General features: G+C 64.3%; 22 protein-coding genes. 12 read left to right on the forward strand and 10 right to left on the reverse strand.

The features are described 5' to 3' along the window. Positions 1-210: 210 nt before the first annotated feature. From AC0WRY_RS12205 to AC0WRY_RS12230, 6 genes are all read right to left on the reverse strand, one after another. Positions 211-999, reverse strand: coding sequence for a fumarylacetoacetate hydrolase family protein (locus AC0WRY_RS12205; RefSeq protein WP_491123159.1), 789 nt, complete (start codon positions 997-999; stop codon positions 211-213). Then, positions 996-2,015, reverse strand: a complete 1,020-nt coding sequence (locus tag AC0WRY_RS12210; protein WP_194407217.1) for a 2-dehydropantoate 2-reductase — start codon at positions 2,013-2,015, stop codon at positions 996-998. Before AC0WRY_RS12210 ends, AC0WRY_RS12205 begins: the two co-directional genes overlap by 4 nt. 108 nt (positions 2,016-2,123) lie before the next feature. Beyond that, positions 2,124-2,552: a CBS domain-containing protein gene (locus AC0WRY_RS12215; RefSeq protein ID WP_212067105.1), complete on the reverse strand. Its 429-nt coding sequence runs from the start codon at positions 2,550-2,552 to the stop codon at positions 2,124-2,126. Positions 2,553-2,728: 176 nt separating this feature from the next. After that, a complete protein-coding gene (gene oxlT, locus AC0WRY_RS12220; protein ID WP_194407219.1) occupies positions 2,729-4,063 on the reverse strand; it encodes an oxalate/formate MFS antiporter in 1,335 nt (444 codons plus the stop codon). A 251-nt stretch (positions 4,064-4,314) separates the two neighbouring features. Beyond that, complete coding sequence (oxlT, locus tag AC0WRY_RS12225) at positions 4,315-5,604, reverse strand: oxalate/formate MFS antiporter (RefSeq protein WP_211417589.1); 1,290 nt, start codon at positions 5,602-5,604, stop codon at positions 4,315-4,317. A 244-nt stretch (positions 5,605-5,848) separates the two neighbouring features. Continuing rightward, complete coding sequence (locus AC0WRY_RS12230; protein ID WP_194388353.1) at positions 5,849-5,986, reverse strand: hypothetical protein; 138 nt, start codon at positions 5,984-5,986, stop codon at positions 5,849-5,851. A 344-nt stretch (positions 5,987-6,330) separates the two neighbouring features. On the opposite strand from AC0WRY_RS12230, the gene AC0WRY_RS12235 reads away from it, so the two are divergent. Further along, on the forward strand, positions 6,331-7,662 hold the full coding sequence (locus AC0WRY_RS12235) for an Hsp70 family protein (protein ID WP_491123160.1): 1,332 nt from the start codon (positions 6,331-6,333) through the stop codon (positions 7,660-7,662). 145 nt (positions 7,663-7,807) lie between these two features. On the opposite strand, the gene AC0WRY_RS12240 is transcribed toward AC0WRY_RS12235, so the two are convergent. Further along, positions 7,808-8,251 carry an SRPBCC family protein gene (locus tag AC0WRY_RS12240; RefSeq protein WP_491123161.1) on the reverse strand — a complete coding sequence of 148 codons (444 nt, stop codon included), beginning with the start codon at positions 8,249-8,251 and terminating at the stop codon, positions 7,808-7,810. A 220-nt stretch (positions 8,252-8,471) separates the two neighbouring features. Here AC0WRY_RS12240 and AC0WRY_RS12245 point away from each other — a divergent pair, with 220 nt between their 5' ends. Further along, positions 8,472-9,431, forward strand: coding sequence for an alpha/beta hydrolase family protein (locus AC0WRY_RS12245; RefSeq protein WP_491123466.1), 960 nt, complete (start codon positions 8,472-8,474; stop codon positions 9,429-9,431). 69 nt (positions 9,432-9,500) lie between these two features. On the opposite strand, the gene frc is transcribed toward AC0WRY_RS12245, so the two are convergent. From frc to AC0WRY_RS12260, 3 genes are all read right to left on the reverse strand, one after another. Further along, on the reverse strand, positions 9,501-10,778 hold the full coding sequence (gene frc / locus AC0WRY_RS12250) for a formyl-CoA transferase (RefSeq protein WP_063195930.1): 1,278 nt from the start codon (positions 10,776-10,778) through the stop codon (positions 9,501-9,503). Between the two features lie 63 nt (positions 10,779-10,841). Beyond that, entirely contained in the window at positions 10,842-12,575 is a 1,734-nt protein-coding gene (gene oxc, locus AC0WRY_RS12255) for an oxalyl-CoA decarboxylase (protein WP_194407223.1), read from the reverse strand. A 73-nt stretch (positions 12,576-12,648) separates the two neighbouring features. Next, positions 12,649-13,344, reverse strand: coding sequence for a GntR family transcriptional regulator (locus tag AC0WRY_RS12260; RefSeq protein ID WP_194408241.1), 696 nt, complete (start codon positions 13,342-13,344; stop codon positions 12,649-12,651). A gap of 350 nt (positions 13,345-13,694) precedes the next feature. Between AC0WRY_RS12260 and AC0WRY_RS12265 the strand changes: the two genes are divergently transcribed. The 10 genes from AC0WRY_RS12265 (at position 13,695) to AC0WRY_RS12310 (ending at position 26,391) form a co-directional block, all read left to right on the forward strand. Next, the gene (locus AC0WRY_RS12265) at positions 13,695-15,824 is read left to right on the forward strand and encodes an acetate--CoA ligase family protein (protein WP_194407224.1); all 2,130 of its coding nucleotides are present in this window, start codon (positions 13,695-13,697) and stop codon (positions 15,822-15,824) included. A gap of 191 nt (positions 15,825-16,015) precedes the next feature. After that, a complete protein-coding gene (locus AC0WRY_RS12270) occupies positions 16,016-16,858 on the forward strand; it encodes an IclR family transcriptional regulator (protein ID WP_194408242.1) in 843 nt (280 codons plus the stop codon). A gap of 104 nt (positions 16,859-16,962) precedes the next feature. Next, positions 16,963-17,931 (forward strand): Bug family tripartite tricarboxylate transporter substrate binding protein, encoded by a 969-nt coding sequence (locus AC0WRY_RS12275; RefSeq protein ID WP_194407225.1) that lies wholly within the window; start codon positions 16,963-16,965, stop codon positions 17,929-17,931. Beyond that, positions 17,928-18,413, forward strand: coding sequence for a tripartite tricarboxylate transporter TctB family protein (locus tag AC0WRY_RS12280; protein WP_211417582.1), 486 nt, complete (start codon positions 17,928-17,930; stop codon positions 18,411-18,413). Before AC0WRY_RS12275 ends, AC0WRY_RS12280 begins: the two co-directional genes overlap by 4 nt. Continuing rightward, positions 18,413-19,912, forward strand: coding sequence for a tripartite tricarboxylate transporter permease (locus tag AC0WRY_RS12285; RefSeq protein WP_491123162.1), 1,500 nt, complete (start codon positions 18,413-18,415; stop codon positions 19,910-19,912). Before AC0WRY_RS12280 ends, AC0WRY_RS12285 begins: the two co-directional genes overlap by 1 nt. Positions 19,913-19,964: 52 nt before the next feature. After that, positions 19,965-20,762 carry an NYN domain-containing protein gene (locus AC0WRY_RS12290; RefSeq protein ID WP_491123163.1) on the forward strand — a complete coding sequence of 266 codons (798 nt, stop codon included), beginning with the start codon at positions 19,965-19,967 and terminating at the stop codon, positions 20,760-20,762. 85 nt (positions 20,763-20,847) lie between these two features. Then, positions 20,848-22,650, forward strand: coding sequence for an adenine deaminase C-terminal domain-containing protein (locus AC0WRY_RS12295; protein WP_194407229.1), 1,803 nt, complete (start codon positions 20,848-20,850; stop codon positions 22,648-22,650). A 151-nt stretch (positions 22,651-22,801) separates the two neighbouring features. Next, positions 22,802-24,592: a glyoxylate carboligase gene (gcl, locus tag AC0WRY_RS12300; protein ID WP_194407230.1), complete on the forward strand. Its 1,791-nt coding sequence runs from the start codon at positions 22,802-22,804 to the stop codon at positions 24,590-24,592. Positions 24,593-24,605: 13 nt separating this feature from the next. Beyond that, a complete protein-coding gene (gene hyi, locus AC0WRY_RS12305; RefSeq protein ID WP_038947129.1) occupies positions 24,606-25,391 on the forward strand; it encodes a hydroxypyruvate isomerase in 786 nt (261 codons plus the stop codon). A 112-nt stretch (positions 25,392-25,503) separates the two neighbouring features. After that, a complete protein-coding gene (locus AC0WRY_RS12310) occupies positions 25,504-26,391 on the forward strand; it encodes a 2-hydroxy-3-oxopropionate reductase (protein ID WP_194407231.1) in 888 nt (295 codons plus the stop codon). The last annotated feature ends 58 nt before the right edge of the window (positions 26,392-26,449 follow it).

Below are 26,449 nucleotides of genomic sequence, written 5' to 3' on the forward strand. Positions count from 1 at the left end.
ATGAGACATCGATCTCTTGCCGGAAAGGATAGTGGCGGCCGGGACGGCGCGATTTGCGCAGGATCAATTTTGCCGCGCTGCGGCGACGATGGCGATAGCCTGTAGCCCGGATGGAGCGAAGCGCAATCCGGGACCTGTGCATGACGATGGACTGCCCCGGATTACGCTTCGCTCCATCCGGGCTACTCCATCCGGGCTACGGCATCGCAGCTACAGCCGAAACTCGTTAGTGAGCTCGCCGATGCCGTCGATCGCGACGGTCACAATGTTCACCTCCTCCTTCATCACCCCAACGCCGACCGAGGTGCCGACGGCGATGAGATCGCCGGGGAGCAGGGTCATGTCATGGGAGATTTTGCTGACCAGCTCCTGCGCCGAGAAGATCATGTCGGAGATCGGATAGTTCTGCCGCTCCGCGCCGTTGAGGATGGTGCGCACCGTGAGTTTTGCCGGATCGAGGCCGGTTGCGATCACGGGGCCGAAGGGGCCGTAATCGTCGATGCCCTTGGCGCGGGCCCATTGCGGGAAGGTAGGGTCGCTGGTCAGGATGTCGTTGGCGGTGATGTCGTTGACGCAGGTGTAGCCGAAGATGAAGCCGTCGGCTTCTGCCGGCGAGACGCGCGCGCAGGTCTTGCCGATGACGATGCCGAGCTCGCCCTCATAGGTGGTCTTGCCGTCGTAGTAAGAGGGACGGCGGATCACGGCGCCCGGCGTTGTGATGCTCGTGGTTGCCTTGAGGAGATAGAGCGGCTCCGGCGGCTCGGGCTGGTTCAGCTTGGCGGCGAGCGCGTGGAAATTATTCCAGAGCGCGACGATCTTGCTGGGCGCGCAAGGCGCGAGCAGCTCGACCTCCGACAGCGCCAGCGTCCTGGCCGTGGCGGCGTTGCGGCCGAACATCTCGCCCTCATGCACGCTGATGCCCGATGAGGTCAGGGTGCCGAAACCGGTCGTGCCATTATTCCGGAAGCGCAGCCACTTCTTGATCTCGCCAGCCATCATGCCACCGCCAGTGCGCGGGGATCTGCCGGCGTCGATACGCCGTCGTAGAGCCCGGCGATGCGGGCGCGCTGGGTCACCATCGCCAGCACCGAGTCGAGTGCGGGCGTCGGGATGCCGGTGAGGCGACCCATCTCCTGCACGACGGTGACCAGCGGGTCGATCTCCATCGGGCGGCCGCGCTCGAGATCCTGGAGCATCGAGGTCTTGTGGGCGCCGACCTTGCGGGCGCCCTCGATGCGGCGCTCGACGTCGACGCGGAATTTGACCCCGAACGTCTCGGCGATCGCCTGCGTCTCCACCATGATCGCGCGCGACAGCGCACGCGTGGACGGATCGGTGCAGATCACGTCGAGCGTTGCGTGCGTGAGCGCGCTGATCGGGTTGAAGCAGACATTGCCCCAGAGCTTCAGCCAGATCTCGTCGCGGATGCGGTCGAGCACCGGGGCCTTCAGCCCGGCGGCGACGAACAGATCGGCGAGGCGCTGCACGTCTGGTGTGATCTCGCCGGAGGGCTCGCCGAGCGGGAAATTGTTGCCGTAGACGTGACGGATCACGCCGGGCGCCTCGAGCTCGGTGGCGGGATAGACGATGCAGCCGATGGCGCGCTCGGCGCCCAGCTCGCGCCACTGCCGCCCGCCGGGATCGATGCTCTCCAGCGTCGAGTTCTCGTATTGGCCGCCGTGCTTGTGGAAGTACCAATAGGGAATGCCGTTGACGGCGGTGACGATGCGGGTGTGCGGCCCGAGCAGCGGCTGCATCTTCTCGATCACGCCCGTGATCGAATGCGCCTTCAGCGTGATGATGATGTAGTCCTGCACGCCGAGCTCATTGGGGTCGTCGGTGCAGCGCGGATGCACGGTGTGCTTCTCCTCGCCCGCGAGCAGCGTCAGGCCGTGCTCGCGCATGGCGGCGAGGTGGGCGCCGCGTGCGATGAGGCTGACATCGGCGCCTGCGCGTGCGAGCTGAACCCCGAGATATCCGCCGATCGCGCCGGCGCCGTAGATACAGATCTTCATGAAATCCTCGCGGAGGGAGCCGAAGTCGGATTTTTGGGACGAAAGATCCGGTCCGGCTCGGAAGGATCCGAGCCGGGGCCGGTAGTCGCAGGGGAAGGGTCGTATCGTTTAGGCGGCCGCTTGCGGCGTGCCGTTGAGGGCCTCGTCGATGGCAGCTGCGATGTCGCGCATGCTGATCACGGAGACGAGGCTGTAATCGTCGATCACCGGCAGGTGGCGGATGTGGTGCCGGTTCATCAGGTGGCGGACGTCATCGATCGTGTCGCTCGAGGTGCAGGACACCAGCTGCTGCACCGAGACGAGCTGCGAGACCTTGACGTTGACGGCGTTCGTGCCGTGCTCGGCGACGGCGCGCACCACATCGCGCTCGGTGAACATGCCGACCGCGGTGTTACCCTCGGAGCGGACCACGTCCTTGACCACCAGTGCGCTGATGTTGTTGGCGCGCATCAGCTTGGCGGCGATACCCACCGTTTCGTTCATCCGCACCGTGACAACGCGCGGCGTCTTCTTGCGCAGAATGTCTCCGACCAGCATTGCAACCTCCCTGGGTGAATGTTGGGAGAAGTGTGGTATACATAATGCCAATCGTCAAGCGCTGGATTTGGCCGATCCGAAAAATCTTGCGACAGCGATACTGACGTTTGCCGTCGAGACAAAAAGAAAAGGGGCGCATCGCTGCGCCCCTTCTCGTTGTTGCGAATGTGCGGCGGCTACGCCGTCTCGGTCTTTGCACTTGTCTTCGCACTGCCGGTCGCGGTCTCGGTGCTCTCGGCTTCCTTGCCGAGGATGAAGGAGCGGCGCAGCGGCTTGATCACGAACAGCGCCATCAGCGCCGCCGTCGCATTCAAGGCCACTGCGACCACGAACACGGCCTTCCAGCCATAGGCCGCCGAGATCACGCTTGCGAGCGGAACGAGCAGGGAGGCGGTGCCCTTCGCGGTGTAGAGCATGCCATTATTGGTGGTTGCGAATTTCGAGCCGAAGGTGTCGCCGCAGGTCGCGGGGAACAGCGAGTAGATCTCGCCGAACACGCCGAAGTACACCGCGGTTGCCAGCACGAAGACGAGCGGGATGTGACCGTAGGCCGACAGCGTCAGCAGCATCAAGGCGGCGGTGCCGAAGGCGATGAACATGGTGTGCTCGCGGCCGATCGTGTCGGAGACGAAGCCGAAGAACGGGCGGCCGAAACCGTCGAAGATGCGGTCGAGCGAGATCGCGAAGGTCAGTGCCGCCATCTGGAAGCCGGCGAGCGTGACTGGCGTGCTCGCGATCTTGAAGTCGTGCGCGATCGGGGCGATCTGCGCCGCGGTCATCAGGCCGCCCGAGGCGACCATGACGAAGACGAGATACATCACCCAGAAAATAGGCGTCCGCAGCACTTGCGGCGGGGTGAAGTCGATCTTGGTCTGCGGCAAATTGAGCTGCTTCTTCTTCGGCGGGATCGAGAGCCGCGGCGGCTGGATGAAGAAGGCGAGCACGAACACGATCACGCCTTGGCCGATGCCGAAGGTGAGGAAGGCGTGCTGATAGCCGCTGGATGCGATCATGGCTGCGATCGGCACCACGGTGAGCGCAGCGCCCGCACCGAAGCCCGCGGCCGTCGCGCCGGCGGCAAGGCCGCGGCGATCGGGAAACCATTTCAGCGCGTTGCCGACGCAGGTGCCGTACACCGCGCCCGCGCCCATGCCGCCGATGACCGCTGCCGCGTAGAGCAGCGTGAGCGAGTCGGCATAGGAGTTGAGGATCCAGGACAGCGCGATCATCACGCCGCCGAACATGATGACGATGCGCGGGCCGTATTTGTCGACGAACCACGCCTCGACCGGCACCAGCCAGGTCTCGGTGACGACGAAGATGGTGAAAGCGAGCTGGATCGCGGCGCGCCCCCAATGATGGGCTGCGTCGATCGGATCGACGAACAGCGTCCAGCCATATTGCAGATTGGCGATCATCGCCATGCAGACGATGCCCATGGCGAGCTGGAACCAACGGAAACCGGTGCGAAGAGGCGCGGCCGTGACGGCGCCATCCGTGCTGGAAATCATCAAGAACCTCCCAACGCGCCTGATTGATTGCGACTTTGGATTGCAAGATGACCCAGTGTCGCAAATGTTGTGGCTTATCGTCGCAAGCGCAGGGCGGAGCTTGGTATACCATATTCCAGAAAGCAAGTGCTATCTGCGGCGGATTGTCACAAATCTTCGGTTCCAGCGGGGAGCTGGCGCCGCAAGCTTTCCCCAAACGAAAACGCCCGGCCGCAAGGCCGGGCGTCTGCTCGATGAAGCTGTGGTGGGCGTCAGGCGACCGTCGATTTTGCGACGACGACCTTGCGCCAGGGCTTGAGCACCGCGATCGCCAGCAGCGAGGCCAGGATGTTGGCGCCGGCTGCGATGATGAACACGCTGTCCCAGGTGCCCGACGATTGCTGCATGTAGTTTGCGATCGGTACCAGCAGCGCGGCGGTGCCCTTGGCGGTGTAGAGCAGGCCGGCATTGGTGGTCGCGAACTTGGCGCCGAACGTGTCGGTGCAGGTCGAGGGGAACAGCGAGTAGATCTCACCCCAGGCGAAGAACACGAAGCCCGAGAGCAGCACGAACCAGATCGGATCGTGACCCCAGAGGTAGAGCATCCAGATGCCGAAGCCTTCCATGCCGAAGGCGATGAACATCGTGTTCTCGCGGCCGATCATGTCGGAGATCCAGCCGAAGAACGGACGCGTCAGGCCGTTGAGCACGCGGTCGATCGTGGCCGCGAAGGTCACTGCCGTCATCGTCACCGCCATCAGCGTGACCGGCACGTTGTCGACCTTCCAGTCGGCCGCGATCGGCTTCAGGTTGGCCGTCACCATCAGGCCGCCGGCGCCGACGATCACGAACATGAAGTACATCAGCCAGAAGATCGGCTGACGCAGAACTTCGGTCGGCTGATAGTTGCGGCGGGTCTGCAGCAGATTGGCGTTCGCCACCACGTTCGGCACCTGGCCCGCCTTCGGCGACAGCAGGAAGAAGGCGAGGATGCAGATGATGATGCCTTGGCCGAGGCCGAAATAGAGGAAGGTGGTCTGGAAGCCACTGTCCTTGATCATGGCCTGGATTGGCGCGACCGTCAGCGCAGAGCCTGCACCGAAACCTGCCGCCGTGATGCCCGCGGCGAGGCCGCGCTTGTCCGGAAACCACTTCAGCGCGTTGCCGACGCAGGTGCCGTAGACGCCGCCGGCGCCGATGCCCGCAACAATCATGCCGAGGTAATAGCCGTTGAGCGTGGTGGCCTGTGCGTTGATCGCCCAGCCGATGGCGCAGAGCACGCCGCCGACCAGCACGACGATTCGCGGACCGTATTTATCGACGAACCATCCTTCGATCGGCACCAGCCAGGTCTCGAACAGCACGAAGAGGGTAAAGGCCCATTGGATCGATGCGCGATCCCAGCCGAACTTCTTCTGGATGTCGGGGACGAAGAACGTCCAGCCGTATTGATAGTTGGCGATCATCACCATCGCGCCTACACCGATCGCCAGTTGCGCCCAGCGATACGTGTCGCTAACGCGCGCGGTAGTAGGGGCGGTTGCCTGCACCATGTCCGTCATAAAGCCTCCCGTGGCGCCTCTAATTTTTCTGCGAGCGCTGGAGAGGCATTCTTGTATGCATTATGCCAAGCTTCAAGCGCTGGTCCGGCCACCGTGCGCAAATGTCGCAGCCTTGTTCAGCGGCAACTGTGACTCGGAACAGCACAAGTAGAAATGGCCCCGTCGTGCGGGGCCATTCATCAAAAGTAGCATGTGGATCGTTCTGAAACCGTCGCGCTGCGTGGCAGCGCGGGAAAGTAACGGCTTACAGGCCGAACCGCGGCAGGTCGCCGTTGTGGTTTGAGATCTCGGCGCTCGCCATCAGGAAGCTGTCGATCGCGGCCATCAGGCGGGCGAACAGCGAGGCGGAGGGGGCCAAAGCAACGGAAGCGGTCTTGGACATTGGAATTTCCTTTCTTGAGACGGTCAGTCTTGCGTCTCATGTCTGGGAACAATCTATGTATACCAGATGCCACTGTCCATGTGTTTGTTTGCATGGCAGCATGTAATGCGCCGCATTGCAGCATAACGCCGGGTTAATGCGGCCGGTTCGGGCATAAAATTGCCCATCTTGAGCCGCTGAGCGGGCCCTATCATTGCCGAAAGGCGCGAAAGCCTGGGCGGAATCCCGGAATCTCATTGCGGCGGGCGCCAGGCTCCGGCCGCACTGCAGCGGACGGGCTTGGCAGGACAAGTCAAAGCGGCTAGTGGTCCGCCCCCTTATCCAATCAACCGTCAGAGTGGTTCATGTCGAGCGCCTCGCCCGCCGTCTCGATCGGCATCGATTTTGGGACCAGCAATACGGTCGTCGCGCTCGCGGCGGACGACCGCCGGGTCGAGGCCATCCGCTTCGACCACGGCGGCCAGCGCCACAGCACCTATGTCTCGGCGCTGTGCTTCTGGGAGGACCGGCCGGGCGCCGGGGCCCAGGCCGAGGGCGGCCCGTGGGCGATCGAGACGTTCCTCGAAGGCCGCCACGTCTACCGGTTCCTCCAGTCGTTCAAGACTTTTGCCGCCAGCAGCAGCTTCCAGACCACGCAAGTGTTCCGGCAGCGCTTCAAGTTCGAGGACATCCTGGCGGCATTCCTGCGCACGCTGGCGCGCCATGGCGGTGAGAAGTTCGGCTTCGAGGCGTCCAACATCACGGTCGGCCGGCCCGTGCGCTTTGCCGGCGGCAATCCGGATGAGGCGCTGGCAATGCAGCGCTACCGTGCCGCCTTCGAGCGCCTCGGCGCCGGCCACGCGCGCTATGTTTACGAGCCGGTCGGCGCCGCGTTCTCCTTCGCCCGAAAGCTCGAGCGCGATGCCACCGTGCTGGTTGCGGATTTCGGCGGCGGCACCAGCGATTTCTCCGTGATGCGCTTTTCGCGCAAAGGCGGTGCCCTACGCGCCGAGCCGCTCGGCCATGCCGGCATCGGGATTGCCGGCGACACGTTCGACTACCGCATCGTCGATCACGTGGTCTCGCCGCGCCTGGGCAAGGGCTCCAGCTTCCGCTCCTTCGACAAGGTGCTGCCGATCCCCAGCGGCCATTACACCAATCTCGCGCGCTGGCACCAACTCGCGATGATGAAGAGCAACGGGGACTTGCGCGAGCTCCGGGAGCTTGCGCGCACCGCGCTGAAGCCTGAACTGCTCGAGGATTTCATCACCATCGTCGATCTCGACCTCGGCTTTGCGCTGTACCGCGCAGTGTCCGACGCCAAGGTTGCGCTGTCGGCGCAGGACGAGGTGAATTTCCGTTTCAGAGGCGGCGGCGTCGATATCGGATCGACCGTCACGCGAAAGAATTTCGAATCCTGGATCGCCGACGACATCGCTCGCCTCGGCGCCACCGTCGACAAGGTGCTGGGCGAAGCCGGCATCACCGCGCGCGAGGTCGAGAAGGTGTTCCTGACCGGCGGCACCTCGTTCGTGCCGGCGGTGCGAAAACTGTTCGCTGAACGCTTCGGCAACGAACGGCTGATGTCGGGCGACCAGTTCGAGTCGATCGCCTATGGCCTTGCGCTGATCGGGCACAGTCCGGAGCCGGATCGCTGGACCGCCGATGGCGGGATCGGAAAGAAGGCGGGCGCGTAGCGCTCGCTTCCTCGTTCTCCGCCATTGCGGGCGCAGCGCCGTAGGGTGGGCAATGCGAAGCGTGCCCACGTCCCGTACGCGACCAGAAACGAATGGCGGCGCGGCGCCAGTGCGGCTTGCCCGCCCTACGATACTGATGTCGCCGCTACTGATTGATCTCGGGCTCGACGAGCTTCGCCAGATTGCGCAGCGATTCCTGCCAGCCGAGATAGCAGGCCTCCGGCGGGATGACGTCGGGAATGCCGGCCTGCGTGATGTCGATCTCGGTGCCGACCGAGACTTTCTTCAGGATCACGGTCACCTGGATCTCGCCGGGAAGGTTGGGATCGTCGAACTTGTCGGTGTAGCGCAGGCGCTCGCCGGGCACGAGCTCGAGATATTCGCCGCCGAACGAATGGCTGTTGCCCGTCGTGAAATTGCGGAACGACATCTTGAACGTGCCGCCGACCTTGGGCTCGAAATGATGCACGGTGCAGGTGAAGCCGTTCGGCGGCAGCCATTTCGCCATCGCATCTGCCTCCAGGAAGGCGCGATAGACTTTCTGCGGGCTGGTCGTCAGGACGCGATGCAGGCGGATCGTGCTGGGCATGGTTGTTATCCTCATTGACTGATGGGCCCGAGATTGGCGTCTATGGCCCCTTCATGTCACGAGGACGACCGGGGCGCCGCCGATCCGACACGAGGTCTCGAGTTTTTTGGCGGGTGACCGGCCGCCGGCAATCTGCTTTCGCTTCAAAACCGAAGCCACAATTCCGCTGCCCTTCTTCGTTCAACTCTAGCGCGAAACCGGGGGACTTCCGTTGCGCAGGATGCTTTGGGCTTTTGCCGTCATTTTCTGCTGTTTCACGTCGACCGCGGAGGCTGCGGGCATTCAGCTCCTTGAATCCGGCCCGGCGCTGTCAGGCGCGATCTGGTATCCGTGCGCGGCCGAGCCGGCGCATGTGGCGTTGGGCAGCCTTGCGGTCGGCGCCGATTTCGACCTGAAGGGTGCGAGAGATTGTCCCGTCACCGGCGCTAAACTCCCGCTCATCATCTTTTCGCACGGTCGTGGCGGCTGGTTCGGCCAGCATCACGACACCGCGGAGGCGCTGGCCGATGCGGGCTTCGTCGTTGCGGCCGTCAACCATCCCGGTGACACCGCAAACGATTCCTCGCGGCGCGATACGCTGTACCTCTGGGGCTCGCGTCCGGCGGATATCGTTCGTTTGCTCGATTTCATGCTGAAGAATTGGAAGGACCGGGCGGTGATCGATCCCGCCCAGGTTGGGTTCTTTGGTTTCTCGAGTGGCGGTGCGACCGGCTTCGTGCTGATGGGGACCAAGCCGGATTTCGCGAGGGTCGCCAGCTTTTGCAAGGAGACGAGCGGCGCTTGCGCGCAGCTTCACAATGGCGAGACGCCACCCGAGCCGATCCAGGATGCGCGCATCCGCACCGCTGTCATCGTTGATCCCGCGCCAGGCACCCTAACGCGGGAGAATCTCGCCGTCGTGAAGGTGCCGTTCCAGTTCTGGCGCTCGCAGTTCGGCGGCCCCGGTGTCGGCGACGGCTCGGGCACGGAGCGCGTCGCGCAGGGATTGCCGGGCAAGCCGGAGATTCATGTCGTGCCGGCCGGCCATTTTGCGTTCCTCGCGCCGTGTTCGGCCGAGCTCGCGGCAGCCGTCCCCCGCATCTGTACCGACACGCCGGCCGGGTTCGACCGGGTGGGCTTTCATCGCGAGTTCAATGCAGCGGTGGTGAAGTATTTTCGCGATCAGCTCGGAGAGCACTAAGCTCGAAATCGGGATCAAACAAAAAGGCCGCCGAAACCGGCGGCCTTCGTCATTCGCTGTTGTGTCCGCTTACTCCGCGGCCTGCTTCTGCGGCGGGTCGAGCGCGCCGGACTTGTGGATCTCGGCGACCTGATGGTCGCTGAAGCCGAGCACCGAGCGCAGGATCTCGTCGGTGTGCTCGCCGAGCAGCGGGGAGCGCTCCACCTCGCTCGGTGAATCCGACAGCTTGATCGGGTTGCCGACCGAGATGTACTTGCCGCGGGTGGGGTGATCGACCTCGACCACGGTGCCGGTCGCGCGCAGCGACTGGTCTTCGGCGATTTCCTTCATCGACAGGATCGGGCCGCAGGGGATGTCGTCCTTGTTGAGGATTTCCATCGCCTCGAACTTGGTCTTGGTCATCGTCCACTGCTCGATGCGGGCGAAGATCTCGTTGAGGCGCGGCAGGCGGGCCGCAGGCTTCGCGTAGTTCGGATCGGTCTTCCAAGTGGGCTCGCCGATCACGTCGCAGATCTTCTCCCAGACCGGAGCCTGGGTGATGAAGTAGATGTAGGCGTTGGGATCGGTCTCCCAGCCCTTGCACTTCAGGATGCGGCCGGGCTGGCCACCGCCCGAGTCGTTGCCGGCGCGCGGCACGGCATCGCCGAACGGAATGCCTTCGCCGAACTGGCTGTATTCCTTGAGCGGGCCGTGGGCAAGGCGCTGCTGGTCGCGCAGCTTGACGCGGGCGAGGTTGAGCACGCCGTCCTGCATCGCGGCGGTGACGCGCTGGCCCTTGCCCGAATGCGTGCGCTGATAGAGCGCGGTGACGATGCCCAGCGCCAGGTGCAGGCCGGTGCCGGAATCGCCGATCTGCGCGCCGGTGACGAGCGGCAGGCCGTCGCGGAAGCCCGTGGTCGAGGCGGCGCCGCCGGTGCACTGCGCGACGTTCTCATAGACCTTGCAGTCTTCGTACGGTCCGGGGCCAAAACCCTTGATCGAGGCGACGATCATCTTCGGGTTGATCGCCTGGATCTTCTCCCAGGGGAAGCCCATGCGGTCGAGCACGCCGGGGCCGAAATTCTCGACCAGCACGTCGCACTTCTTGATCAACTCGGTGAGGACTTCCTTGCCCTTGGGGTTCTTGGTGTCGAGCGTGATCGAGCGCTTGTTGTGGTTGAGCATGGTGAAATACAGGCTGTCCACGTTCGGGATGTCCTGCAGCTGGCCGCGGGTGATGTCACCCACGCCCGGACGTTCCACCTTGATCACGTCGGCGCCGAACCACGCCAGCAGCTGCGTGCAGGTCGGCCCGGACTGGACGTGAGTGAAATCGAGAATGCGAACGCCCGTGAGCGCTTTGGTCATCTTGTTGCTCCGTACTGTGTCTGCCCCTGCAGCCGGCAGGGAATAAAGGGTTGAGGGGTGGACTTACTTCTTCTTCTGCAGAACGCTCTGCGGATTGAGGTTGCCGATGCGGCCGCTTTCCGAGCCGGCGGCCGGATCGATCACCGCGTTGATGAGCGTCGGCTTGCCGGACTTCATGGCCTCGTTGACGGCGCGCTTCAGCTCGTCGGGCGAGGTCGCGTTGACGCCGACGCCGCCGAAGGCTTCCATCATCTTGTCGTAGCGCGCGCCCTTGACGAACACTGTCGTCGCCGGATCGGAATTGGCGCCGTTGACGTCGGTGCCGCGATAGATGCCGTCATTGTTGAATATGACGACGCAGATCGGCAGGTTGTAGCGGCAGATGGTCTCGACCTCCATGCCGGAGAAGCCGAAGGCCGAGTCGCCTTCCACGGCCAGCACGGGATGGCCGGTCTCGAGCGCGGCCGCGATCGCCTGGCCCATGCCGATGCCCATCACGCCCCAGGTGCCGACGTCGAGACGCTTGCGCGGCCGGTACATGTCGATGACGCCGCGGGCGAGATCGAGCGTGTTGGCGCCCTCGTTGACGAGGATCGCCTCGGGGTGCTCCTTGATGACGTTCTTAAGCACGCCGAGCGCGCCGTGATAGTCCATCGGCGATTTGTTGTTCATGAGCTTCGGCGCCATCTTGGCGACGTTCTCTTCGCGCTTGGACGAGATGGCCTTGGTCCAGTCGGCGGGAGGGGCGGTCCAGCCCGTTCCCATCGCCTGGTTGAAGGCGGAGACGACCGAGCCGATGTCGCCGACCACGGGCGCGACGATCTCGACGTTGGAGTCCATCTCACGCGGCTCGATGTCGACCTGGATGAACTTCTTCGGGGATTCGCCCCAGCTCTTGCCCTTGCCGTGCGAGAGCAGCCAGTTCAGCCGCGCGCCGATCAGCATGACGACGTCGGATTCCTTCAGCACCGTCGAGCGGGCCGCGCCGGCGCACTGCGGATGGGTGTCTGGGAGCAGGCCCTTGGCCATGCTCATGGGGAGGAACGGCACGCCGCTCTTCTCGACGAAATTCTTGATCTCTTCGTCGGCCTGCGCGTAGGCCGCACCCTTGCCGAGGATGATGAGCGGACGCTTGGCGCTCTTGAGCACGTCGAGCGCACGCTTGACCGAAGCGGGCGAGGGGATCTGCGCGGGCGCCGCGTCGATCACCTTGACCAGCGACTTCTGGCCGGCATCGGCGCTCATGACCTGGCCGAACAGTTTTGCGGGGAGGTCGAGATAGACGCCGCCCGGACGGCCCGAGACCGCGGCGCGGATCGCGCGGGCGAAACCGATCCCGATGTCCTGGGCGTGCAGCACGCGATAGGCCGCCTTGCACAACGGCTTGGCGATCGCGAGCTGGTCCATTTCCTCGTAGTCGCCCTGCTGCAGGTCGACGATCTCGCGCTCGGAGGAGCCCGAGACCAGGATCATCGGGTAGCAGTTGGTGGTGGCGTGCGCGAGTGCGGTGAGACCGTTGAGGAAGCCGGGCGCGGAGACCGTGAGGCAGACGCCGGGCTTCTTGGTGAGATAGCCGGCGATGCCTGCGGCGTAACCGGCGTTCTGCTCGTGGCGGAAGGAAATCACGCGAATGCCTTCGGCTTGCGCCATGCGGCCCAAATCCGTGATCGGGATGCCCGGCACATTATAGATAGTGTTGATGCCGTTCAGCTTGAGCGCGTCGATGACGAGATGGAAGCCATCCGTCAGTTCCTGCTCGGTGCCCGGTGCCTCGGACTTGGTCGCGGTATTCAGCATGGGCCTTCTCTCCCTGGTCTCAAGTAGCGGGGCGAATTGTTCGCCCTTCTGGTGAACGTTGCTAGGTGAACAGTTACGTGAACAATTCCTGGCCATGCGCTTCGACGTAAGAGGCAAGGCCGAGGGTGTGGTCGCGGGCGCGCTTCTCCGCAAGTTCGGTATCGCGCGCTTCGAGTGCTTCGATCATCGCGAGATGCTCGGGCAGCGAGGTCGCGGTGCGGTCCTTGCGTCCGATGGTCAGCTGGCGATAGCCGCGCACGTGCAGCAGCAGGTCATTGGTGAGATCGACCAGCACCGGCGATTCCGACAGCGAGATCAGCGCCTGATGGAAGGCGATGTTGGCGCGCGAATATTCCTCGACATGATCCTCGGGCAGGCGGTCCTTGCCGAAGTCCTTGAAATAGTCGCGCAGCGCCGTGATGTCCTTCTTGCGCGCGGTGGTGGTGATGAGGCGCGCGGCCATGCTCTCCAGCGCCGCCCAGGCGCGGATCATGTCGACGATCTCGCTCTTGGTCCGGCGCACCACCATGATGCCGCGGCGCGGAACCGTCTTCACGAAACCGTCCTGCTCGAGCATCGCGATGGCTTCGCGGATCGGGGTGCGGCTGACACCCAGGCGTTCGGACAGCGCGCGCTCGTCCAGCATCACCGGCTCGGGCGTCGAATAGATGTCCATCTTGAGGATGGCTTCCTTCAAGGCGTCATACGCCTTGTTCTTGAAGCTGCTCTCCGGGGCAATACGAACGATTGCGATGTCTGCCTCGGCCATGTTCGGCAACGCCTTGGTTGGTTTCCGTAGTGACACGACGAATCTCCTCCAGTGGGAGTCGTCTTTTACAGGAATATTAACGGGAAAGTTTTTGGCATACCACATGCCAGAATGTCAAGGCGGCTATTTTTTGCGGCGTTCTAAGCCATGCTGCAGCTTGACAAGTTGGCTTCTGGCATACCAAATGCCATCGCCAGCCATTTTTGATCCAAAGCGGCGGAGTAATCTTGGGCTTTATGCCGCTCCCGCCCGCGACATGGAACAGAGCGCGGCGAATGGCAAGCATCACGGGCAGCCGCAAATACGCGCGCGCTTTGAAAAGAACGAACTGAGGTCAAGGGAGAAGCCACATGTCCAATTCCAAAGAAGCCGTCCGCAAGGTGCTTGACCAGGTCAAGGCGGACAACCGCACCAGCCTGACGGCCCCGGAAGGCAAGCTGGTCTGCGACGCCTACGGCATTCCGGTTCCAAAGGAGGGCGTGGCCAAGTCGGCGGGCGAGGCCGGCAAGATGGCCTCCTCGATGGGCTTCCCGGTCGTGATGAAGATCGTCTCGCCGGACATTCTCCACAAGACCGAAGCCGGCGGCGTCATCGTCGGCCTCAAGACGGCTGAGGACGCCGAAAAGGCCTACGAGACCATTCTGTCCAACGCCAGGAAGTACAAGGCTGATGCCAAGATCGAGGGCGTGCAGGTGCAGCAGATGCTGGCCGGCGGCACCGAAGTCATCGTCGGCTCGATCACCGACGGCTCGTTCGGCAAGCTGGTCGCCTTCGGCCTCGGCGGCGTGTTGGTCGAGGTGCTCAAGGACATCACCTTCCGCCTCGCGCCCGCGACCAAGGAAGACGCGCTCTCGATGCTCGACGGCATCCAGGCGCACGAGATTTTGAAGGGTGTGCGCGGTGGGGAAGCGGTGAACCGTACGGCGCTGGCCGATGTCATCGTCAAGGTTTCGCAGCTCGTCACCGATTTCCCAGAGATCGTCGAGCTCGACCTCAACCCGGTGTTCGCCACGGCGAAGAGCGCGATCGCGGCCGACGTCCGCATCGTCGTCGACTTCGCCTATGTGCCGAAGCCGAAGCCGCGCCCGACCGAAGAGATCGTCGCGGCGATGAGCCGCATCATGCAGCCGAAGGCCGTCGCCGTGGTCGGCGCCTCCGCCGAGGACGGCAAGATCGGCAACTCCGTGATGAAAAACCTCATCAACGGCGGCTACAAGGGCGACATCTATCCGATCCACCCCAAGGCGGCCGAGATCCTCGGCTACAAGGCCTACAAGAGCGTCAAGGACGTGCCCGGCGTGATCGACACCGCCGTGTTCGCGATCCCTGCCAAGTTCGTCGCGGCGGCGCTGACCGAATGCGGCGAGAAGAAAATCCCGGGCGCGGTGCTGATCCCGTCGGGCTTCGCGGAAGCCGGCGCGCCGGAGCTGCAGGCCGAGATCGTCGAGGTCGGCAAGAAGTACGACATCCGCCTGATGGGGCCGAACATCTACGGCTTCTATTATACACCGGCCAATCTCTGCGCGACTTTCTGCACGGCCTACGACGTCAAGGGCCACGCGGCGCTGTCGTCGCAATCGGGCGGCATCGGCATGGCCATCATCGGCTTCTCGCGTTCGGCGAAGATGGGCGTTTCGGCCATCGTCGGCCTCGGCAACAAGTCCGATATCGACGAGGACGATCTGCTCGCATTCTTCGAGCAGGATCCGAACACGAACCTGATCGCGCAGCACTGCGAAGACCTCAAGGACGGTCGCGCCTTTGCGGAAGCGGCAAAGCGCGTCTCCAAGAAGAAGCCGGTCGTCGTGCTCAAGGCCGGCCGTACCTCGGCCGGCGCCAAGGCGGCCTCGTCGCACACCGGCGCGCTCGCCGGCAACGACAAGATCTACGAGGACGTGCTGGCGCAGTCGGGCGTGATCCGGGCCCGCAGCTTGCGGCAATTGCTCGAATTCGCCCGCGGCGTGCCGGTGCTGCCGACGCCGAAGGGTGAGAACGTGCTGATCATCACCGGTGCCGGCGGCTCGGGCGTGCTGCTGTCGGACTCCTGCGTCGACAACGGCCTGTCGCTGATGTCGATGCCGCCGGATCTCGATGCGGCCTTCCGCAAGTTCATCCCGCCGTTCGGTGCGGCCGGAAATCCTGTGGATATCACCGGCGGCGAGCCGCCGATCACCTACGTCAACACGGTGAAGCTCGGCCTCTCCGATGAGCGCATCCACTCGCTGATCCTCGGCTACTGGCACACCATCGTCACCCCGCCGATGGTGTTCGCCCGCAACATGGTCGAGGTGAAGAAGGAGATGGAGGCCAAGGGCTTCGTGAAGCCGATCGTCGCCTCGCTCGCCGGCGACGTCGAGGTCGAGGAAGCCGCCGAATATCTCTACCAGAACGGCATCCCGGCCTATGCTTATTCGACCGAGTTGCCGGTCGAGGTCCTCGGCGCCAAGTACAGGTGGGCGCGCGGGGCAGGGCTGCTCTGACGATCTTCGCCTCTCCCCGCTTGCGGGGAGAGGCCGGAATTTGCGCAGCAAATTCCGGGTGAGGGGACTCTCCGCGAGTTTATCTGCCACTGTCCTTGCGGAGACTCCCTCACCCTGACCCTCTCTGAGCGAGCGAAGCTCGTCTCGGCCCCACAAGCGGGGGAGAGGGGAAAGAAGAGATGCAGGTCGCGATGAGCAAGAACGTGATCCGGCGCAAATCACTTGAGCCTCGATCGTCATCGGAGGCTGACCATGACGCACGCGACGGCGGCGTGCAGTCGGTCGACCGCGCGCTGTCGATCCTGGAAACACTGGCCGAGGACGACGAAGGCTACCGCCTCAGCGATCTCGCCATCCGCACCGGCCTGTCGGCCTCGACCGTGCACCGCTTGCTGGCGACACTGGAAAGCCGCCGCTTCGTCCAGTTCGATCGTGCGGCATCCAAATGGCACGTCGGCTCGCGCGCCTTCACGGTCGGCGCAAGCTTTGCGCGGCGGCGCAATTTCTCCACACAGGCAATTCCCTACTTGCGCAAGCTGCGCGATCTCACCCGCGAGACCGCCAATCTCGCCGTGGTCGACGACGAATTCATCATCGTGCTGACCCGGATGGAAAGCCGCGAGATCATGCGCTCGCTGACCCAGGTCGGCGGCCGCGTCGCCATGGTCACGTCAGGCGTGGGCAAGGCGGTGCTCGCGACCTATTCGGACGAGGACGTCGGCGCCGTCATCCGCCATCACGGCATGCCCCGCCTGACCGAGAAATCGATCGTGCGCCCGAGTGACCTGTTCAAGGAGCTCGAAAAGATCCGCAAGCAGGGGTTTGCGCTCGACGATGAAGAGGCCTGCATGGGCCTGCGCTGCATTGCTGCGGTGGTATACAACGACTGCGCCGAGCCGCTGGCGGCGATTTCGGTCTCGGGCATGACCAGCCGCCTGACCGACGACAGATTGCCGGAAGTGGGCCAAATCGTGCGCGACGTCGCCGGCGAGCTGACCCTTGCGCTCGGCGGGGTGATGCCGACGCCCCGCTAATTGGAAAATCCGGGCACTGTCGCTGGACAGCATCGGTCGTTTTGGCTGATATGCGACCAAACGACACAATGCGGCAAACGTCCGCATGAGCCTGGAGATGCCCAATGTTTCGATTTTCCACGCGCCTTGTCGGCGCAGCCGTCGCGCTGACCCTTGCGGCAGCGACGCCTTCTCTTGCCCAGCAGCTCGAACTCAAGCTGATGGCGCCGGCGGCCCCGGGCGGCGGCTGGGACCAGACCGCGCGCTCGATGCAGCAGGCGCTGGTGGCTTCGGGCGTTGCGCGCAGTGTGCAGGTCACCAATGTTCCCGGTGCGGGCGGCAGCGTCGGCATCGCCCAGTTCGTCAATGGCGCCAAGGGCGACGGCAACCAGATGATGGTCAACGGCTTCGTCATGGTGGGCGCGCTCGCCATGAACAAGTCGCCGGTGACGCTGGAACAGGTGACGCCGATCGCGCGTCTCACCGAAGAAATCCAGGTGATCGTGGTGCCCGCGAATTCGCCGATCAAGACCGCGCAGGATCTCGCTGCCGCGGTGAAGGCCGATATCGCCAAGGTGACCTTCGCCGGCGGCTCTGCCGGCGGCGTCGATCATGTGATGGCGGCACTGTTCGCCGGGGCCGTCGGCGCCGACGCCAAGAAGATCAATTACATCCCGTTCTCCGGTGGCGGCGAGTCGCTTGCCGCGATCCTCGGCGGCAAGGTCACCGCGGGGATTTCGGGCCTCAGCGAATATGAAGGGCAGATCAAGTCCGGCAAGCTGCGCGCGATCGGCGTGACCTCGGAGAAGCGCATCCCCGGCAGCGACATCCCGACCTTCAAGGAACAAGGAATTGACCTCGTGATCGCCAATTGGCGCTCGGTGGTCGCGCCTCCCGGCATCACGCCGGAGCAGAAGAAGACCTTGAGCGACGCGATCGAGAAGATGGTGAAGTCGGATGCCTGGAAGGAGATCCTCAAGCAGAAGGGTTGGGAGGACGCCTATCTCGGGGGAGACGCCTTCGCCGACTTCCTGAAGAAGGAAACCGTGCGGGTCACCGACGTGCTGAAATCGGTCGGCCTGGTCAAGTCATGACCTCGGGCGGTCCCACCCAGCCGCCGCGGCGCGTCGATCGCGCCGGTATCGTCATCGCTGCGCTGCTCGCCGTGCTCGCCGCGGTGCTGGTCTGGGACGCGCGCGGCCTGTCATCCACCGCGATGTATGGCATGGGGCCGGAGGCGATGCCGGTCGTGGTCGCCAGCGGCCTTGCGCTGCTCGCGATCGGCAATTTCATCGACGCGGTGCGCGGCAATCTGCCGGCGCGCGAGAGCACCGATCCGGTTCCGGTGTTTCTGATCCTCGTCGGCCTGGCGCTGTTGATCGCCATCATCGGCTTCGGCGGCGGCTTTATCCTTGCGACCTCGGCGCTGTTCGTGACGACGTCGGCGGCCTTCGGACGCCGGGCCATCCTCGTCGACAGCATCATCGCCGTCGTGATGTCGACCCTCATCTATCTCGCGTTCGACCGATTGTTGACGTTGAGCCTTCCGACCGGCCCGCTGGAGCGACTGCTGTGATGGACACTTTTGCGGCGCTGGCGCACGGCATGCTCGTCGCCATTCAGCCGATCAACCTGCTCTATGCGCTGATCGGCGTGTTCCTCGGCACGGCCGTCGGCGTGCTGCCCGGCATCGGCCCCGCGCTGACGGTCGCGCTGTTGCTGCCGGTGACCTACAAGCTCGATCCCGGCGGCTCGCTCATCATGTTCGCGGGCATCTATTACGGCGGCATGTATGGCGGCTCGACCACCGCGATCCTGATCAACACGCCCGGCGAGAGCGCTTCCATGGCGACCGCGCTCGAAGGCAACAAGATGGCCAAGGCCGGCCGCGGCGGGCCGGCGCTTGCGACCTCCGCGATCGGCTCCTTTGTAGCCGGAACCATTGCCACCATCGGTCTTGCCTTCCTCGCGCCGTGGCTGGTCGATTTCGCCGTGCGCTTCGGCCCCGAGGACTATTTCGCGCTGATGTGCGTTGCTTTCGTCACAGTGTCGGCGACCTTCGGCGATTCCCCGATCCGCGGCCTGACCAGCCTGTTCATCGGCCTGACGCTCGGCCTCGTCGGCATCGACAAGCTGACGGGACAGGCGCGGCTTGCATTCGGCGTTCCTGAATTGCTCGACGGCGTCGAGGTGACGACGCTGGCGGTCGGGCTGTTCGCGGTCGGCGAGGCGCTCTATGTCGCGTCGCGCCGCCACCACAGCGAGGAGAAGCTGGAGGCGGTGCGTGGCTCGCTGTGGATGACAAAGGAAGATTGGAAGCGCTCGTGGAAGCCCTGGCTGCGCGGCACCATGTTCGGCTTCCCGATCGGCGCGCTGCCCGCGGGCGGCGCGGAAATCCCGACCTTCCTGTCCTATTCGACCGAGAAGCGCCTCACGAAGTACCCCGAAGAATTCGGCAAGGGGGCGATCGAAGGTGTCGCGGGGCCGGAAGCCGCCAACAACGCCTCCGCGGCCGGCACGCTGGTTCCACTCTTGACGTTGGGGCTGCCGACCTCGGCGACGGCCGCGATGATGCTGGCGGGCTTCCAGCAATACGGCCTCAACCCGGGCCCGCTGCTGTTCGCCGAGCGGCCGGACCTCGTGTGGGGCCTGATCGCCAGCCTGTTCATCGCCAACCTGATGCTGCTGGTGCTGAACCTGCCGCTGGTCGGGCTCTGGGTGCGGTTGCTCGCAATCCCGCAGCCCTGGCTTTATGCCGGCATCCTCGTGTTCGCGACCATGGGCACCATCGCGGCAAAGCCCTCGGTGGTGGAATTGTCGATGCTATCAGGCTTCGGCGTGCTCGGCTTCTTGATGCGCCGGTTCGATTTTCCGATCGCTCCCGTCGTGGTCGGCCTGATCCTCGGCCCGATTGCCGAGAGCCAGCTGCGCCGCGCGCTCGCGATCAGCCTCGGCGATCCCATGACGCTGCTGCAGAGTCCGATCTCGGCGACGCTGCTCGGCCTCGCGCTGGTTGCGCTGCTGGCCCCATTCGTGCTGAAGGGGCTGGGGCGGTTCAAGGCGAACGAGGACTGACCGTCCTGGCGCACTTGTCGTCTCGTGTCGCGGCCATTCGTGGAGAACTGTCATGCCTTCCGAGCTCCGCTCGCCGCGTCTTGCGGTTCTGATCGACGCCGACAATGCCTCCGCGAAGATCGCGGACGGATTGTTCGAGGAGATTGCCAAGATCGGCGAGGCCAGCGTTCGCCGTATCTACGGCGACTTCTCCAATGCACGATCCAGGGGCTGGGCCGACATCCTGTCGAAGCACGCCATCATCCCACAGCAGCAGTTCGCCTATACGACAGGAAAGAACGCCTCCGACATCACGCTGGTCATCGACGCGATGGATCTGCTTCACAGCGGCCGGTTCGACGGCTTCTGCCTGGTGTCATCCGACAGCGACTTTACCCGCCTCGCGGCCCGCATCCGGGAGCAGGGCGTCGATGTCTTTGGGTTCGGCGAACAGAAGACACCGGAGAGCTTCAGACAGGCCTGCCGAAGGTTCGTCTACACCGAGAACCTGCTTGCCGGCACCGCGACCACCCACGACGCGGCCTCGAAGTCTGCGCCGCTTCAGCCGCCCGATGCGGCCACGCCCATCATCAAGAAGGTCATCACCCAGATGGAAAGCGAGGACGGTTGGGTCGCGCTCCGTGAACTCGGGCAGCGGCTAGCCAACCTCGCTTCCGATTTCGATCCGCGAACGTTCGGTTTTCGCAAGCTGAGCGACCTCGTCCGAAAGACCAATTCGTTCGAGATCGATGAGACAAACGGGCGGTCGGTGCGGATCAGGGTCAAGGTTGCCGCGCCAGCGACGACAGCACAGAAGTCGCGCAGGCGTCCAAGGTCGAGGGCGGCAGGCGGTTCGACGCCTAAGGCGTAAGCAGGGCGTGCCGTTATATTTGAGTTTGCCCGGTTTGGCGTAGGGCGTAACTATCGTTCGGCCGTAACGCCAAGCGAGGGTTCCCATGACCAAACTCACGCGCTTTTCCGTCGCACCGCTGCACAGCATGACCCGGCGTCTGGCCGATGTGGCCTCAGCACGCGTCGCGCCTGATCTCGTCATCACCGGTGCGCAGGTGCTCTCGACTTATTCGGAGCGCATCCATGGGAACCGCGAGGTCTGGATATCAGGCGGCCGCATTGCGGCGGTGAAGCCGGCCGGCGCGGCGAAGAAGATCTGGAGCGGCGCTGCGACTTACGACGCCGCCGGCGGCATCGTCGCGCCGGGTCTGGTCGATCCGCACATCCATATCGAGTCCTCGATGGTGACGGCTTGTGCCTACGCCGAAGCGGCGCTGCTGAACGGCACCACCACGATCTTCTGTGACAGCCACGAGATCGGCAACGTCATGGATGTCGCCGGCGTCGAGGCGATGCTGGAGGACGCGCGGCAGGCGCCGCTCTCGATCTTCCTGACGGTGCCAAGCACGGTTCCGGCGACCTCGGCCGAACTGGAGACCGCCGGCGGCGATCTCACACCGGACAAGATCGCCGGCCTGTTCGATCGCTGGCCGGAGGCCGTGGCGCTCGGCGAGAAGATGGATTTTGTGCCTGTTACGATGGGCGACGAGCGCAGCCACGCCATCCTCGCGGCCGCCTTGAAGCGTGGCCGTCCCGTTTCTGGCCACGTCTACGGCCGCGAATTCGTCGCGGCCTATGCGGCGTCAGGCGTCACCGACACCCACGAAGCGATCGACCGCGACATCGCTGACGATCTGCTCGACGCCGGCGTCTGGGTATTTTTGCGCGGCGGCCCGCCGACGACGCCCTGGCATTCGCTGCCGCAGGCGATCCGCACCGTCACCGAGCTCGGAGCCTCGCACAAGCGCACGGCGGTGTGCACCGACGACCGCGACGCCGACGATCTCCTGCTGTTCGGCCTCGACTGGGTGGTGCGCGAAGCGGTGAAGACGGGGATGTCGCCGGAGCAGGCCTGGTCGATGGGCTCGCTGCATGGCGCGACGCGCTTCGCCATGGATGGCGACATCGGCGGGCTCGGTGGCGGGCGCCGCGCCGATCTCGTGCTGATGGACGATCAGCTCAAGCCGCAATGCACCTGGTACGGCGGCGAGCTCGTGGTCGAGCATGGCAAGATCACTGATAGCCTCGATCGGGCGCTGTCGCAGCGCTATCAATATCCCAAAGCGGCTTACGCGACCGTGAAGCTGCCGGAGAAGGTCAAGCTGACGCCGGAGCTTCCGGCGAAGGCCTGTACGGTCAACGCGATCAAGACCGCGCTGCCCGGCATCACGTTGATCCACGAGAAGGTCAAGATCGAGCCGGCCAAGGGCTGGCCGGCGCTGTTTGAGCGCTATGGCCTCTGCTTCGTCGCGGTGGTCGAGCGCCACGGCAAGTCGGCTGGCAACGTCGCGCACGGCCTCTTGAAGGATTTTGGCCTGAAGCGCGGCGCGGTGGCCTCCAGCGTCGGCCACGACAGCCACAACATCATCGTCGCCGGCACCAACGAGCCGGATATGCAGGCGGCGATCGCCGCCATCAAGGCGCAGCAGGGCGGCGTCTGCGTCGTCGCCGACGGCGAGGTGAGGGCGCTGGTCGCGCTGCCGATCGCGGGCCTCCTGTCCGACAAGCGCGTCACGGAAGTGGCCGAAGAAGTTAAGGCCCTGAAGAAAGAGTGGGCCAAGGCCGGCTGCACCATCCCCTACATGGGTTTCAATTTGATTCCGCTATCGGTCATTCCGGAAATTCGCATCACCGACAAGGGCCTCGTGCTGGTGCCGCAAATGGAGCTGGCGCCGCTGTTCGAGTGATGGCTTTCACGCGTGCCTCAGCCTAACTGACTGAAGCTGCCGCGATTTTTCCACGGCTGCCGCATCGTGGAAAATAAAATCGATCTCGTTGAGATCGTATGCTGCGCGCCCGATGATCTCGCTCGCTGACGCAACTCGAGCGAGGTCCGATATGGCGAAGATGCGAGCTATCGATGCTGCCGTGCGAATTCTGGAAAAGGAGGGTGTCTCCACCGCCTTCGGAGTTCCCGGGGCTGCGATCAATCCGCTTTACTCGGCGCTGAAGAAGCGCGGCTCGATCCGCCACATCCTGGCGCGGCATGTCGAGGGTGCCTCGCACATGGCCGAGGGCTACACGCGCGCCAAGGCCGGCAATATCGGCGTCTGCATCGGAACCTCGGGGCCGGCGGGCACCGACATGATCACCGGGCTTTATTCCGCGATCGCCGATTCCATCCCGATCCTCTGCATCACCGGGCAGGCGCCGCGCGCGCGGCTCTACAAGGAGGATTTCCAGGCCGTCGATATCGAGTCGATCGCCAAGCCCGTGACCAAATGGGCGGTGACCGTGCGCGAGCCCGCGCTGGTGCCGCGGGTGTTCAGCCAGGCGTTTCATGTGATGCGCTCGGGCCGGCCGGGGCCGGTGCTGATCGACATGCCGCTCGACGTGCAGCTCGCCGAAATCGAGTTCGACGATGAGACCTATGAGCCGCTGCCGGTCTACAAGCCCACCGCGACCCGCAAGCAGGTCGAGAAGGCGCTGGAGATGCTCAACGCCGCCGAGCGGCCGTTGATCGTCGCGGGCGGCGGCATCATCAATGCCGACGCCTCGGATCTCCTGGTCGAATTCGCCGAGATCGCCAACGTGCCTGTTGTCCCGACCCTGATGGGGTGGGGCGCGATCCCCGACGATCACGTGCTGATGGCCGGCATGGTCGGGCTTCAGACCAGCCATCGCTACGGCAATGCCACGATGCTGGAGTCGGACTTCGTGCTCGGCATCGGCAACCGCTGGGCCAACCGCCACACCGGCTCGGTCGAAACCTACACCAAAGGCCGCACCTTCGTGCATGTCGACATCGAGCCGACGCAGATCGGGCGCGTGTTCAATCCCGATCTCGGCATCGTCTCGGACGCGAAGGCCGCGCTCGAGCTGTTCGTCACCGTCGCCAGGGAGTGGCGCCGGGCAGGCAGGCTTCGCGAGCGCCAGGCGTGGCCCGCTTCCTGCCGCGACCGCAAGAAGACCATGCTGCGCAAGAGTCATTTCGACAACGTCCCGATCAAGCCGCAGCGCGTCTATGAGGAGATGACCAAGGCCTTTGGTCGCGACACCTGCTACGTCACCGTGATCGGCCTGTCGCAGATCGCTGGCGCCCAGTTCCTCGGCGTCTATCGCCCACGCAACTGGATCAATGCCGGGCAGGCGGGGCCGCTCGGCTGGACCTTGCCCGCCGCCCTCGGCGTGCGTGCCGCGTGCCCGGATCGCGACATCGTTGCGCTATCGGGCGACTACGACTTCCAGTTCCTGATCGAGGAGCTCGCGGTCGGGGCCCAGTTCAATCTGCCCTATATCCACGTCGTGGTGAACAATTCCTATCTCGGCCTGATCCGTCAGGCCCAGCGCGGCTTCGACATGGACTATCATGTCCAGCTCTCCTTCGAGAACGTCAACGCACCGGAGCTCAATGGCTACGGCGTCGACCATGTCGCGGTCGCCGAGGGTCTCGGCTGCAAGGCGATCCGCGTCACCGATCCGAAGGACGCACAGGCGGCGTTCGCGACCGCGCGCGAATTGATGGCCAAGCACCGCGTGCCTGTCGTCGTCGAGTTCATCCTCGAACGCGTCACCAACATCGCGATGGGCACCGAGATCGACAACATCGTCGAGTTCGAGGAGGTGCTGGATCTGCCGCTCGACGAGGTCGGGACCGTCAGGCCCGGCGTGTTGCAGCCGGCTGAATAAGGGAAGAAGCATCATGCCGAAGTTTGCCGCCAACCTCACCATGCTCTTCAACGAGATGCCGTTCCTCGACCGCTTCGCAGCGGCGAAGGCGGCGGGCTTCTCGGGGGTCGAATATCTCTTTCCCTATGATTTCGACAAGGCGCAGCTGCGCGAGCAGCTCGAGGCCCACGGGTTGACGCAGGTGCTGCACAATCTGCCGGCGGGTAACTGGGCGGGGGGCGAGCGCGGCATTGCGATCCTGCCCGATCGCACCGCTGAATTCCGTGACGGCGTGTTCCGCGCCATCGACTATGCCAAGGCGCTCGATTGCGAGCAGCTCAACTGTCTCGTGGGTATTGCGCCTGCCGACGCCGATCCGCGCGAGCTGAACGAGACGCTGGTCGGAAACCTGCGCTTTGCCGCCTCGACGCTGGCAAGGGAAAACATCAAGCTGCTGGTCGAGCCGATCAATACGCTCGACATTCCCGGCTTCTTCCTCAACGGCACCGAGCAGGCGATACAGCTGATCTCGGAGGTGCGGTCGAACAATCTGTTCGTCCAGTACGACATCTATCACATGCAGATCATGGAGGGCGATCTCGCCCGCACCATGCAGGAATATCTGCCGCAAATCGCCCATATCCAGCTCGCCGACAATCCCGGCCGGCACGAGCCCGGCACCGGCGAGATCAACTATCCCTTCCTGTTCCGCCATCTCGACGCGATCGGCTATCGCGGCTGGATCGGCTGCGAATACAAGCCGCGCACTACGACGCTGGAAGGGCTTTCGTGGCACGCCGCGCAGACGTTTGAGACATAGGAGCTCGGGCTCAGATGCAGCTGCGATGACGGTGCGCTCCCTCTCCTGCAAGCGGGGAAGGTGTACCGAGCCAGTGGATACGACTTCGCCCAAATCGAGAGGAAACCCAGACATGATCGACATCGGCTTCATCGGACTTGGCACCATGGGACGGCCGATGGCCGGCCACCTCCTGAGCGCGGGCCATCGCGTTCTCCTGCACGACGTCGCGCCGGTTTCGCCGGAGCTGATCGCCGCGGGCGGCGTTGCGTGCAAGTCGGCCAAGGAGGTCGCGGAAGGAGCGGATGCCGTCATCATCATGGTGCCGGATACGCCGCATGTTGAGGCGGTGCTGTTCGGCAAGGACGGGGTTGCGAGCGGCATCTCCAAGGGCAAGATCGTCGTCGACATGAGCTCGATCTCGCCGTTGGCGACGAAAGAATTTGCGAAGAAGATCGAGGCGCTCGGCGCGGACTATCTCGACGCGCCGGTCTCAGGCGGCGAGGTCGGCGCCAAGGCGGCGAGCCTCACCATCATGGTCGGCGGGCCGGAACGGGCCTTCAACACCATGAAGCCGGCTTTCGACAGGATGGGCAAGAACGTCACCCGCGTTGGCGCCAATGGCGACGGGCAGACGACCAAGGTCGCCAACCAGATCATCGTCGCGCTGACGATCGAGGCGGTGAGCGAGGCGCTGCTGTTTGCATCGAAGGCTGGGGCCGATCCCGCGCTGGTGCGGCAGGCGCTGATGGGCGGGTTCGCCTCCTCGCGGATCCTCGAAGTCCACGGCGAGCGCATGGTGAAGCGCAATTTCGATCCCGGATTCCGCATCGAGCTGCACCAGAAGGATCTCAACCTCGCGCTGGAAGGCGCGCGCGCGCTCGGCCTGTCGCTGCCGAGCACGGCGGTCGCGCAGCAATTGTTCTCGGCCTGCGCCGCGCATGGCGGCAAGGGCTGGGATCATTCGGCGATGGTGCGGGCTCTGGAACTGATGGCGAGCCACGAGATCGCCGCAGCCTGAACTGTTACGCGGTAACAGTCTTCGTGTTTGCTGCGTCTTTCGCCACGGGGGAACCGGA

This window comes from Bradyrhizobium sp. T-12 (genome assembly GCF_058314695.1).